The 13,094-nt window shown below is 44.0% G+C and carries 9 protein-coding genes; 6 read left to right on the forward strand and 3 right to left on the reverse strand.

The window, feature by feature from the left end; translation table 11 throughout:
* Positions 1-314 precede the first annotated feature (314 nt).
* From FN815_RS00475 to ppdK, 6 genes are all read left to right on the forward strand, one after another.
* Positions 315-2,810, forward strand: a complete 2,496-nt coding sequence (locus tag FN815_RS00475; RefSeq protein ID WP_142452630.1) for an efflux RND transporter permease subunit — start codon at positions 315-317, stop codon at positions 2,808-2,810.
* Positions 2,811-2,973: 163 nt separating this feature from the next.
* On the forward strand, positions 2,974-4,959 hold the full coding sequence (locus FN815_RS00480) for a sialate O-acetylesterase (protein ID WP_142452631.1): 1,986 nt from the start codon (positions 2,974-2,976) through the stop codon (positions 4,957-4,959).
* A gap of 732 nt (positions 4,960-5,691) precedes the next feature.
* Entirely contained in the window at positions 5,692-6,300 is a 609-nt protein-coding gene (locus FN815_RS00485) for an NAD(P)-binding domain-containing protein (protein ID WP_142452632.1), read from the forward strand.
* 34 nt (positions 6,301-6,334) lie between these two features.
* Positions 6,335-7,192 (forward strand): SDR family oxidoreductase, encoded by an 858-nt coding sequence (locus FN815_RS00490; protein WP_142452633.1) that lies wholly within the window; start codon positions 6,335-6,337, stop codon positions 7,190-7,192.
* A gap of 86 nt (positions 7,193-7,278) precedes the next feature.
* Positions 7,279-7,770, forward strand: coding sequence for a VOC family protein (locus FN815_RS00495; protein ID WP_142452634.1), 492 nt, complete (start codon positions 7,279-7,281; stop codon positions 7,768-7,770).
* A gap of 286 nt (positions 7,771-8,056) precedes the next feature.
* Positions 8,057-10,747, forward strand: coding sequence for a pyruvate, phosphate dikinase (gene ppdK / locus FN815_RS00500; protein WP_142452635.1), 2,691 nt, complete (start codon positions 8,057-8,059; stop codon positions 10,745-10,747).
* A gap of 488 nt (positions 10,748-11,235) precedes the next feature.
* Here ppdK and galE read toward each other — a convergent pair whose 3' ends face one another.
* From galE to FN815_RS00515, 3 genes are read right to left on the reverse strand one after another with little or no spacing between them, the layout of a single operon-like run.
* Positions 11,236-12,255, reverse strand: a complete 1,020-nt coding sequence (galE, locus tag FN815_RS00505) for a UDP-glucose 4-epimerase GalE (protein ID WP_142452636.1) — start codon at positions 12,253-12,255, stop codon at positions 11,236-11,238.
* A 39-nt stretch (positions 12,256-12,294) separates the two neighbouring features.
* On the reverse strand, positions 12,295-12,642 hold the full coding sequence (locus tag FN815_RS00510) for a taurine dioxygenase (protein ID WP_246075083.1): 348 nt from the start codon (positions 12,640-12,642) through the stop codon (positions 12,295-12,297).
* 7 nt (positions 12,643-12,649) lie between these two features.
* Positions 12,650-13,021, reverse strand: a complete 372-nt coding sequence (locus FN815_RS00515) for an acyl-CoA thioesterase (RefSeq protein WP_142452637.1) — start codon at positions 13,019-13,021, stop codon at positions 12,650-12,652.
* Positions 13,022-13,094 lie beyond the last annotated feature (73 nt).

Here is a 13,094-nt window from a genome sequence, read left to right on the forward strand (position 1 = left end):
CGCACAATTTTTTAAAGAGTTTATCCTATTAAAAGTTCCAAACAACTCAAACTTCCCCTTGGTTCGTCAATAGTTAAATATTAACGAGATTTTATTCTGTGTTTAGCTAAAATAAGTTAGTTGTAAAAGAGTTATTTTTGATGCTTATAGGACTGATAAATACTTTTTTTATGTTAAAGAACTACAATAAACCGGTTAATTATTATTTAAAACCAAAATCACTCGCATCTGTGATGCACCAATTATTATTTCAACTACAGGCCTGAAATAACATTTTTACAGATTTAGTAATTACTTAAGCACGTATTCTATTCATGAAGCAACTTCTCAGGCTGTTTAAGCCCGTTCTGAACTATAATTATTCTCATCCTTTCTGGGTTGTACTCATAAGCATCGGTTTAGCAGTATTTAGCGGCTATTATGCCCTGCAATTAAGGGTTGATACAGACATTGCCAATTTACTTCCGGAAGATCATCCCAACGTGGTAGCACTTGACCGCCTGAATGAAACCGTTGGCGGTGAAACAGATATGGAAGTGGTGATTAGTTCTCCCAGTTTTGAGGCAAACAAAGCTTTTGCCGAAGACCTGATTGATGAAACTCTGAGACTATACTACCCACGCTACGACGACAACTACTTTGAACGGGCTGAATTCAGGCGGGAAACCGAATTCACTGAAAATAACGCCTTATATCTTGCCAGCGAAAGTGAGCTTAATGAGATTATTGATTGGCTGCAGGATGAGATCCAACAAGCCAAAGAAGAAGCCAATCCCTTTTATTTTGATCTTGGGGATGATGAAAGTGAAGAGGATGCACGGCCTGAAGATTTTGAGGAAAGTTACAAAACGCTGGTACCGTCTGAATATCCCATCAGTGAGGATAGCACTATTATGGTGCTTAAGTTTTATCCTACCGGCTCCAAGAGCGATATCCGGTATTTGGAAGACATGTTTGCTGCTTATGATTCTCTGTTAACCGCCATGAATCCGGCGGCATATCATCCCGAAATGGAAGTCCGGTTCGGTGGCCGGCTGAAGCGTCACCTTGAAGAACTTACCTCCATCATGGACGATGTGATGGGTAGCTTTGCCACCGGTTTCAGCAGTGTGGTGTTTTTAGTAATGATGTATTTCTTCATCAAGAAATACTTGCACTACCGCAGGGGCACCAGAGGGAAGGGCAAGTATACCATTTGGTCTCATATCATCCGTATGCCGGTGCCCATCTTAGTGATTGGTATACCGCTTATGATCAGCCTGGTGCTCACTTTTGGTATTACTTATTTCTATTTGGGCATGCTAAACACCATGACCTCTGTGCTATTTGTGATTCTTTTTGGGCTGGGTATCGACTACGGTATTCACTTCTATGCACGGTATATTGAATTGCGTTCCAGTGGCTATAACGTGCACGATGCCATCATGAAAACAAACGAGAAAACCGGGGAAGCTATCCTGGTATCGGCCTTTACCACAGCGGCTGCACTGTATATTTTAATGTTTGCGGATTTCCGCGGTTTCTCTGAATTCGGGTTTATTTCGGGTACAGGCATTTTGTTAGCCTTGTTGGGTATGTTGTACATTCTTCCTGCTTTACTAGTCATCCTTGATGAGCGGCTCAACTGGATTTTGATCAGTGAAAAACATGAAGATGAAAATACTGAAGGTCACCGTTATCCCTTTTCTAGAACCATTGTTACGGTTGGCTTGGTAGCCTCGGTAGTAGTATTGGCCTTTAGTCCCAATCTCAGTTTTCAATACGATTTTGGAGAGTTAGAACCCAAGTTTCCCGAATACGAAGAATTCCGTTCTTTTTCCAAACAGGTAAGCAGTTCAGACAAACGAAACCCTGCCTATATTGTAGCGGAAACCACAGAACAGGTGGAACAGATTGCTGCCATATTGAAAGAACGGGCTCGTCAGGATACTACTTCTCCCACTATCGAAAGCGTGGAAACCCTGCAGGAGCGTTATCCAACTACAGAAGCTGAAGAGCAGGAAAAACTACAGAAAATAGCCCGGGTTCGGGAGTTACTTCAGGATCCCTTTTTGGTAGACCGTGATGATGAGGACCTGGAAAAACTCCGGAAGGCCGCTCAAACCAGAGAGCCGTTTTCTATCGAACAGATTCCCGATTATTTGAAATCCCGTTTTATCACCAAGGATGGTGAAGTAGGGCGTTTTGTGATCGTGTATCCTTCTGTGGGTTTATCTGATGGCCGGCAATCCATTGCCTTTAAGAACGATGTAGGCGTAGTAAGGCTGGATAGCGGAGAGGAATTCTATGCCGCCAGCACCACTATTGTGGCAGCCTCTATGCTTGACTTAATGCGGACGGAAAGTCCGTACATGGTGGGGGCTACGTTCATATTCATTTATTTCTTCATGCTGTTTTCATTCCGTTCATTCAGGTGGTCTATCATTGCCATGTTGCCATTATTGGTTGGTTTGTTGTGGCTGTTTGGGTTGATGCTCATCTTTGGCTTACAGTTTAATTTCTATAACCTGGTTGTTCTTCCGGCTATTTTGGGCATTGGAGAAGACAGCGGCGTACATCTGGCTCACCGATATCGTGAAGAAGGTAAAAACAGTATGTGGCAGGTGCTTTCCAGTACGGGACAGCATATAACCATGGGCTCACTTACCACCATGTTAGGTTTCGCCGGATTGTTATTTACCAATCACCCCGGCCTGCAATCTATCGGTGTGATGGCGGTACTCGGTATTGGGATGACCTTGCTGGCCTCCATTACTTTTATGCCGGCATTGATTCAGTTTCTGGAAGATAAAGACTGGATTCGATTCTGATCTGATCCTGGCTTTTAATGTGATAGGATGAATAGAACTTTCGGTCCTATTTGCAGTGGTATAAGGGAGTAAAATTTTAGCTCAGTTTTCTAACGGCTTTTGCGAAGAATTAAGTAAGTTCAGGCCGTTGGAAATCTCTCATTCACTTTAACAAAATGTACTTATGCTGAGAAAAACCGGGATACTGCTTCTTTTAATTTTTGGGTTTCAAACATTCGTAAATGCCCAGGTAAAACTCCCCAAACTGATCAATGACCATATGGTCCTGCAAAGGGATACAGAACTCACCTTATGGGGCTGGGCCTCACCTGGGGAAGAAGTACAAGTGGAATTTGCGGGATTCAAAAGAACAACTACAACCCAACCCGACAGTACCTGGCAAGTACAATTTCCTCCGCAAGAAGCTGGTGGTCCATATGAGGTTACCATTTCTGGCAGTAACACCATCACCCTAAAAAACATAATGCTTGGTGATGTATGGGTAGCTTCGGGCCAATCCAATATGGAATTGCCGATGTACCGGGTAGCCCCGTTGTATGAAGAGGAAATGCGTCAGGCAGATTATCCCCGGATTCGCTATTTCAATGTGCCTCAGCGATATAATTTTGACAAGGAGCAACAAGATTTGGCAGAAGGTAGCTGGCAGATTATTCACCCTGATGTGATTCGCCAGGTATCAGCCTTAGCATACTTTTTTGCCCGGCGCCTGCATGAGGAGTACGAAGTTCCTGTAGGGATTATCAACTCAAGCCTGGGTGGGTCACCGGTAGAGGCGTGGATGAGTGAGGAAGCGCTCAAAGAATTTCCAAGGCATTACCATGAAGCCTTGCGCTATAAGAATGATGAGATGATTACCAATATTCAAGCCGCCGATCAAAGCCGGATGAACACGTGGTTTCATGTTTCAAATACGCTGGATAAGGGTTATGATGGAATCAAATGGTCAAGCCCGGAACTGGATGACAGCAAGTGGGGCACGGTAGAATTGCCCGGTTTTTGGGATGAAGCTGTATTTCGTAATTCTAAGGGAAAAGAACTCAAGCCCGGTAACGAGAACGGGACGGTTCATCTAAAAGGAAAAAACGGCGTAGTTTGGTATCGCAAAACGATTGAAGTGCCTGAATCTATGACAGGCATGCCGGTTGAGCTGGAACTGGGACGTATTGTAGATGCCGATTCTACTTTTATAAATGGCGTGTTTGTTGGAAACACTACCTATCAATATCCGCCGCGCTGGTATACTGTTCCTGCCGGTATTTTGAAAGCGGACGAAAATGTAATTGCCGTTCGGGTGGTCAACCAGCAAGGGGCCGGGGGATTCTTTCACGATAAACCTTATGAGCTTCGAACCGATACAGATACGCTGAATCTGGAAGGCCGCTGGAAATATAAGCTTGGGATTGAGATGCCGCCGCTTGCCAGCCAGACTTTTATACGCTGGAAACCGCTGGGACTTTTTAATGGGATGATTGCCCCGCTGTTAAATTTCGAGATTAAAGGCGTGATTTGGTACCAGGGAGAATCCAATGTGGGCGATGAGGAAGAATATGCTAAATCATTCCCTGCCATGATCAGCAATTGGAGAAATCGTTGGGAGTTGCCTGAACTGCCATTTTTATATGTGCAACTGGCCAATTTTATGAAAGCCTATGACAAACCTACTGACAGTGAATGGGCACGGCTACGGGAGGCTCAGGCAAAAGCACTGGAAATGCCATATACCGGTATGGCCGTAGCCATTGATGTAGGGGAGTGGAACGATATCCATCCCTTAAACAAAAAATCGGTAGGCGAACGACTGGCTCAAGCAGCCAGACATGTGGCTTATGGTGAGCAGGACGTTGTACCAATGGGGCCTGTGTACGCCGGAATGGAGAAAAAAGGCTCACGCATTGAAATCTCCTTTAAAAACACCGGTAGCGGATTAATAATAAAGGGAGAGTCACTAAAAGAAATAGCCATTGCCGGTCCTTCCGGAGAGTTTGAATGGGCAAGGGCAGATGTACAAGGTGACAAGTTGATTGTTTGGCATCCGGCGATTGAAAATCCGGTTGCAGTACGCTACGCCTGGGCGGATAATCCCGACGATGCCAATTTGTATAATCAGGAAGGATTGCCCGCAGCACCATTTAGAACCGATAGCTGGTAAATGTATAGTGTTTTTTTGAGCTGAAACTACAAGCGGTCTAAAACAGGCCGCTTTTTTTATTGGTCCCAGCCGAAGGTTAAAAACCCTGCACTTTTAGTGCAGCACTTTAATATTCCGAAAAAATCTAATGGCTAAGATCATGGGGTCATTCAGAAGCTACCGCTGATGAACCTTAGCCAAGAAATGATTGCCAACCAACCAGTGGCAATAGCGCATGAGCCGCTGGAAATATAGTTCAGGAAATTGGTTGAAGATGCTCCGCAAAATGCAAGGTCCATCGGGGGTACCCTCTGGATGACCGGGATGATGTGGAGACCGGGACTTTCAGTCCCCAACCAAACCCCTGCACTTTCAGTGCAGGGTGGTTTAGTGCGAAATCATTCATATCAACAATTAAGCTGATCGATAAGGCGAAAGAGCATGTAATAAGTATTAGTATTTCAATTCTAACTAATTGAATATCAATTAGCTATACTATTTTGAAGCTTTTGTTTTTATGTTTTGATAACAAACACAGCTGAGAACCTTCCCTATATTTCTTTTGTTAAGAGTAAAGACTACGAAAGTCCATCTCAGTCGAAGCCATTGAGATTTCAATTTCGGTTGGCAGGATTTTTAGAAAAACTGACAACTTTGTTGCACTACTAAAAGAAGGCAAGGTTTTTGTAGTAGTATCTACAATAGTTGAAGATTATTAAATAAAAACGGCAAGAACACTATTTGGTAACGCGTATGAATGAAGAAAAAAAATTAACCATAGCTATTGCAGGAACGGGAGAAGGTATAAAAAGCGGCATAGCTGACAGGCTGGCTACTACAAATGTAAAACTGTTACTCTGTGACGAAACCGATATCAAAAAAGCTGAACATCTCGGGGATGAAATTGTCCAAAAAAATGCCTCAGCGGATGTTGAGGTGATGGACTGCCTGAAGAAAACCACAAGAGCTGCTGATATTATTATTCTGGCTATGCCACATAAGCGGCAGAGAGCGGTAGCTGAGATTATTCGTGAGGCTGCACGCAACAAAATTGTGATTTCTCTGAGTATGCCCAAATTGCCTTCTTTTCAGGGAGTGCTGCAAAACATGAACAGCGGCGTGGCCCTTCAAATGCAGGAATTGTTGCCGGAATCAAGGATAGTGGCTGCGTTAAATAGTTCGGCTTCCGATGTAATTGGAAAACAAATTAACCGTCCTGTAGAAATATTTTTAGCTGGAAATGATGGCGAAGCCGTGGAAAGCGTGTCCGATTTGATCAAAAAAGCGGGTTTGATTCCTGTAAAAACCGGCCGACTTAGCCCGTTGTCAATTTTCAACGAAGACAAATTTCACAAAGCGTAATTGATATAATTATAAAATAACAACCAATATACCTATGATACTTATTACCGGAGCAAATGGAAATTTAGGATCTTTAACCATCGATCATCTCCTCGAAAAACATCCCAATCAAAAAGTTGCCGGATTGGTTCGAAGTGAAGAAAAAGGCGAGGAACTGAAAGAAAAAGGCGTAGAGATTAGGATTGGAGACTATTACAAACCTGATACCTTGGCGGCTGCCATGGAAGATGTTGACACAGTACTGTTGATTTCATCCAGCTCCATGGAAGATCGCATCGGTCAACACAAAAATGTGATCGACGCTGCCAGGGAGCAGGGCGTGAACCAGATTTTCTACACCAGCATTGTACAAGCAGACAAGTTGCTAAGCCCTATGGCCACGGATCACTTTGAGACGGAAAAACTGATCAAAGCATCCGGATTGAAGTACACTATATACCGGAATACGTTTTACACTGAATTCTTCCCAATGTTTTTGGGGGATGCCTTGGAATCAGGCGAATGGTATATGCCTTCGAATGGACAAAAAGTAAATTTTGCTTATCGTTCTGAGATGGCGGAAGCCTTGGCTAATGGATTAGCAACGGCATCAGAACATGAAAACAACATTTACGAAATAACTTCAGGTGAAGCTCATACGCTGGTAGAATACGCTCAAATTCTTTCTAAAGAAGCTGACACAGAAATTAACTACCATGACGTGTCCGTGGAGGATTTTGAAGCCCAGCTGAAAGAAGCCGGATTGCCGGATGATGTGGTCGGCTTAAGCGTGATGTCTGCCAAGACATTTGCTAATGGCGCATTGGATTATACCGAAGACCATTTGGAGCAATTATTGGGACGTGAGCCCAAAACCACCAAGCAGTTTATTAAGGAATTCACCAGTTCCTGAGACTATCTAACTAATTAACTAATCTTTGTTAGGCTCCAGTGAGATTAAAGCTTGCTGGAGTTTTCTTTTTAAAAATCCTTCTTATTATGTCTAAATCCTATCAAATTCCTGCTCAAACCCGCATTGGCCATGTTCACCTTAAGGTTTCCGATTTAGACCGTTCGCTTTCCTTTTATTGTGATGTGCTTGGCTTTGAGCTGATTACAAAATATGGCCGACAAGCTGCGTTCATTTCTGCCGGTGGCTATCATCACCATATTGGTTTGAATACCTGGCATAGCGAGGGCGCTCCACCTGCCCCCAAAAACCAGCCGGGATTATTTCACACAGCTATTCTATATCCCACCCGAAAAGATTTGGCAGAAATAGTGAAACGGCTATTTGATGAAGGATATCCCATAAGCGGTGCCAGTGATCATGGGGTATCGGAGGCCATTTATTTAGATGATCCGGATGGAAATGGGGTAGAGCTGTATCGTGATCGTCCCCGCGATGAATGGCCTGAGGATGATGACGGTAATATTAAAATGGTTACCGAACCGCTGGATATTCAAGATTTGCTCTCCGAATTGGGGTAGGAGATATTATATTAAAGATTGAAGATCAAAAGATGGAAGATTAAAAGATGGAAGATTGGAGTAAATTTGCAATCTGCAATTTTCTATTTTTAAATCTTCTATTTCTTTTCTTGCAAGCGCTTTTCTCCGCTTTATAAATTATTCACAAACCTTTTGCATACTTAAAGCACCGATTTCCTCGTCTGTGGTTGTAATGTTACTACGAGGTCAATGACCGGCATATAAAGATGCCATCGGATGAAGAGACCGGAACTCCATTAAATATCAATTAAACAGAGGTTCTGTCATGGCTTATCCAGAAAAATATGTATATCGGTTTGGGAAGTTGCATACCGATGGAGACAAATCAATGAAAATGCTGCTGGGGGGTAAAGGTGCAAACCTGGCAGAAATGAGTACCATAGGTATTCCTGTGCCACCAGGCTTTACGATTTCTACGGAAGCCTGCCAAAAAACGGTCAATAACCAAATGAGTTGGCCGGAGACCTTAGACAAACAAATTGAAGATGGTGTGCGCCACATTGAAAAAGAGATGGGGCTGAAGTTAGGCGACCGAAAAGATCCATTGCTGATTTCCGTACGATCCGGTGCGGCTGTATCTATGCCCGGTATGATGGACACCATTCTGAACCTGGGGATTAATGACCGCGTTGTTGAGGCATTGATTGCCAAAACCGGTAACGAGCGTTTCGCCTACGATAGTTACCGTCGTTTTATTGACATGTTTGGAGATGTGGTGATGGGCGTGAGCCACGAATATTTTGAAGAAGCGATCGAAAAACTGAAAAAAGAAGTGGGGGTTGAGCAGGATATCGATTTGACTGCCGAACAACTTCGGGAACTGACCGATCGCTACAAGGCAATTTATCGTAAAGTTACCGGCCACATGTTCCCGGATGATCCCATGGAGCAATTGAAGTTTGCGGTGAATGCCGTATTCAATTCCTGGAATAGTGCCCGTGCTATTAAATATCGCCAAATCAGTAATATTCATGGTTTGATTGGTACAGCTGTAAACGTACAGGCGATGGTATTTGGCAATATGGGTGAAAAAAGCGGAACGGGTGTTTGTTTCACTCGCAACCCAGCTACAGGAGAACACAAATTATATGGTGAGTTTCTGCTGAACGCCCAGGGTGAAGATGTGGTGGCGGGTATCCGTACCCCAAGCGATATTGATGAGCTCGAAAGATTAAATCCTGATATTTTCAATGAGCTGTTAGGCTATACCCATAAGCTGGAAGCCCATTATAAAAACATGCAGGACATTGAGTTCACCATTCAGGAAGGAACCTTGTACATCCTGCAAACCCGTAACGGTAAACGCACCGGAACTGCCGCGCTGAAAATTGCGGTTAATATGGTTGATGAAGGATTGTTACCCAAAGAAGAAGCAATTCGTGACTTGGTTGAACCCGGCCACATCGAGCAGTTGCTGCACCCTCAGTTTAAAGAGGATGCACTGAATGGCAGCACTATTTTGGGTAAAGGACTTCCGGCCTCACCCGGTGCAGCCGTCGGAAAAGTGGTGTTTGATTCCAAGCGCGCCGAAGAGGCAGAAGAAAAAGGCGATCCTGTGATCCTGGTTCGTATTGAAACAAGCCCGGAAGATGTGGGGGGAATGTCCTCTGCAGAAGGTATTTTGACCTCCCGAGGAGGAATGACCAGCCATGCTGCTGTAGTAGCTCGCGGTTGGGGTAAACCTTGTGTAGCCGGGTGTAGTGATATCGTCATTAACTACAAAGCCCGGTCTTTCACAAATGGTGATGTAACCATCAAAGAAGGCGACTGGATTTCGCTGAATGGTAACACCGGTGAAGTACTGAAAGGTAAAAAAGAACTCACCAATCCTGAGTTTGGCAAAGAATATCGCCGATTTATGAACTGGGTAGGTGAAATCGAAGATATGCAGGTGCGTGCGAATGCTGAAACCCCTGAGGATGCCGAAACAGCTCGCTCATACGGAGCCAAAGGTATCGGCCTGGCACGCACAGAGCACATGTTCTTTAAGCCCGGACGTGTGAAATTCATGCGTAAGATGATCATCGCCAATAACGAAGTTGAACGCAGAGCTGCACTGGCCAAATTGCTTCCATTCCAGAAACAGGATTTCATTGAAATCTTTGAAGTGATGGAAGGCCTGCCAGTGACCATTCGTCTGTTAGATCCGCCATTGCATGAATTCCTACCACAGGAAGAAGATGAAATCAAAGAAGTAGCTGAGGAACTGGAAGTCAGTACCGAAGTGCTGAAGGATAAAATCAACCTGCTAAAAGAATTCAACCCAATGCTTGGGCATCGCGGATGTCGCCTGGGTATTACCTATCCTGAAATTACCGAGATGCAAACACGCGCCATTATTGAAGCCGTGATTGAACTCAAGAAATCAGGAAAAACAGCGTTGCCTGAAATCATGATTCCACTGGTAAGCAGCATGGAAGAATTCAGAAATCAGCGCAAAGTGGTGGATGACACCGCAAAAGCTGTACTCAAGGAATTCGGAGAAACGGCCGATTACAAAATCGGAACCATGATTGAGATTCCAAGAGCGGCTATCCTGGCTGATCAAATTGCTGAAGAAGCTGATTTCTTCTCCTTTGGAACTAACGATCTAACCCAACTCACTTTCGGCTTTAGCCGTGATGACGCTGTTAAATTCCTGCCAATCTATATGGCAAAAGGCATTATCAAGCAGGATCCGTTCCAGGTGCTTGATGAAGAGGGGGTAGGGCAGTTCGTACAAGCCGGTACCCGGTTGGGCCGAATGACGAATCCGAACCTGAAGATTGGTATATGCGGTGAGCACGGCGGAGATCCCGACAGTGTGAACTTTGCCTATCAAACAGGACTCAATTACGTATCCTGTTCACCGTTCAGAGTTCCGGTGGCTCACCTGGCATCTGCCCAGGCCGTACTTAGAAAGCGAAGATCTGAAAGCCCGAATGAACAAGAGTTAAGCACTCCGTTCACCGGTTGAACAAGTTGATGAAAGCGGAATGGATGCAGCCATGCTACAGACGGGGTTTTACTGAAAAGCCCCGTCTGTCCGCTTTACTGCGTCCTTATTCCGCTTTTATTTTAACAGTGGGGAATTGTATGTACCCACTGCAAGATTTATGAGAGGTCTTTTCTAAATCGGATTATCTGGCTGGCCAGGTAGTCCGATTTTTTTGTTTGCATAAATAATATCGTAGGACGGATAGATTTATCCGTCCCTGTGGGGGAAAGGAAAAGTGGATGGAGAACAGTTTTAACTGTGATAGTTGTGATCATGTTGATGTACTGTGATAATCTTAAAAAACCATCAGAGCCCATCCTATAAATCATTGATATCAAGGTTTGAGTGATGCAGTCATTGCGATAATCCGTTCCAACGCGGAGCGTGTGGAACGAGGGGGCGGGAGATTCAGGCGTTTAAATTGAAGATTAGAATGCCAAGAAACTTCAATCATCAATCAAAAGTCATCAATCCTTATACCCATTGGGGTTTTGTGACTGCCAGCGCCAGGTATCTTCGCACATTTCATCAATTCCACGGGTAGCTTTCCAGCCCAATTCTTTTTCTGCTTTGGAGGGATCGGCGTAGCATGCGGCTATATCGCCTGGGCGACGATCGGTGATTTTGTAAGGCACTTTTTTGCCGGAAGCTTTTTCAAAGGCTTTAACCATATCGAGTACACTACTGCCTTTTCCGGTACCCAGGTTATATACCACCAACCCCGGTTTTGATTCCAGCTTTTCAAGCGCTTTAAGGTGTCCCAATGCTAAATCAACCACATGAATGTAATCACGAACGCCCGTGCCGTCATGGGTAGGATAATCATCCCCAAAAACAGCGAGTTTCTCGAGCTTACCCACGGCAACTTGTGATATGTAAGGCATGAGGTTATTGGGAGTATCATTAGGATCTTCGCCAATTTTACCGCTTTTATGAGCACCTACCGGATTGAAGTACCTCAAGAGAGCAATATTCAAGGAATCATCGGCAGTATATAAGTCTTTTAAAATCTCCTCGATGAAAAGTTTTGTACGTCCGTAAGGGTTAGTGGCGGAGAGGGGGAAATCTTCGGTGATGGGAACTTCATGAGGATCGCCATAAACGGTAGCCGAAGAGGAAAATACAATATTCTTAACGCCATGCTTCTTCATGGCTTCGCAGAGATACAAAGTGCTGCCCAGGTTGTTATCATAATACATCAGGGGCTTGGCCACGGATTCTCCCACGGCTTTGTAACCTGCAAAATGGATTACAGAATCTATGTCATGTTGCTCAAATATGGATTCAACTGCGTCTTTATTTAGTAAATCTTCTTTAAAAAAAGTGAGCTGTTCTCCCTTGCCTGTGATGTCTTTTACCCGGTTCAGAGCCTCCTCACTGCTGTTTGAAAGGTTATCAATTACTATTACGTGATGACCTTCGTTCAGAAGTTCTAATACGGTGTGGCTTCCAATATAGCCTGCACCACCGGTTACAAGTACGTTCATGGAGAGGTTTGTTTTTAGATGTGTGTGACTGCTTGTGAGCTATGTTTTTTCTTCTAATTCTGCTATGATGCGGGTACATAGTTCCTGCATCTTTTGGGCTGAAGCTTTAAGGTCTTCTTCTGGCTTTTCTTCCCAAATCAGGGTTTTGGCATGTTCATATTCATCTACCACCTGATCAACCCCGAGCATCATTGCAACGGGCTTAATTTTGTGCCCGGCTTTCCGAAAATTTTCCTCGTCTCTGATCAAAAGATATTTCCGGTAGTTTTCCCGAAATTCAGTAAAAGAGGAAACGGCGGCGGTTGAGAACTCGCTTATAAAGTTCTCGTCGCCATAGAGCATTTCAGAGATGCCTGAAAAGTTTATAAGCGGTTCATTGTTACTCAAAATAAAACTATTCGTTAACGGGCTCTGTGATATTGTGGGGAGTTGGTTTCCCAAACTCGTCCAGGTGAACAAATACAATTCGGTCGATGCTAATAATGGTATCCTTTGAAAACTTATTCCTGACCAAACATTTCACTGTGATTGAGGTTCGACCGAATTTAACAGTTTCCATGCCAATCTCAATAACCTCACCGAGTTTAGCCGAATTCACAAAGTTAATCTCGGACATAAACTTGGTAACGATGTTGCCTTTACCAAGCTGGCATAAAACATAAATTGCGGCTTCCTCATCTACCCAGCTTAAAACTGCACCTCCAAAGAGGGTACCATGTGCGTTTAAATCCTGGGGTTTGATCAGTTTTCTACTAAAAAATCTCATATCTGTGAATTGGTTTTTTGCTTTGCAAAGATAAGCCTAATTCATCAAACACTATAGCCACAATTCTTTTTCT

The sequence above is a fragment of the Gracilimonas mengyeensis genome, from assembly GCF_900182705.1.
In the GTDB taxonomy this organism is placed as follows: domain Bacteria; phylum Bacteroidota; class Rhodothermia; order Balneolales; family Balneolaceae; genus Gracilimonas; species Gracilimonas mengyeensis.

Bases quoted from the DNA above. Each gene is read 5' to 3' on its own strand.
- FN815_RS00475 (WP_142452630.1), top strand. From the start codon at position 315: ATGAAGCAACTTCTCAGGCTGTTTAAGCCCGTTCTGAACTATAATTAT.
- FN815_RS00480 (WP_142452631.1), top strand. From the start codon at position 2,974: ATGCTGAGAAAAACCGGGATACTGCTTCTTTTAATTTTTGGGTTTCAA.
- FN815_RS00485 (WP_142452632.1), top strand. From the start codon at position 5,692: ATGAATGAAGAAAAAAAATTAACCATAGCTATTGCAGGAACGGGAGAA.
- FN815_RS00490 (WP_142452633.1), top strand. From the start codon at position 6,335: ATGATACTTATTACCGGAGCAAATGGAAATTTAGGATCTTTAACCATC.
- FN815_RS00495 (WP_142452634.1), top strand. From the start codon at position 7,279: ATGTCTAAATCCTATCAAATTCCTGCTCAAACCCGCATTGGCCATGTT.
- ppdK (WP_142452635.1), top strand. From the start codon at position 8,057: ATGGCTTATCCAGAAAAATATGTATATCGGTTTGGGAAGTTGCATACC.
- galE (WP_142452636.1), bottom strand. From the start codon at position 12,255: ATGAACGTACTTGTAACCGGTGGTGCAGGCTATATTGGAAGCCACACC.
- FN815_RS00515 (WP_142452637.1), bottom strand. From the start codon at position 13,021: ATGAGATTTTTTAGTAGAAAACTGATCAAACCCCAGGATTTAAACGCA.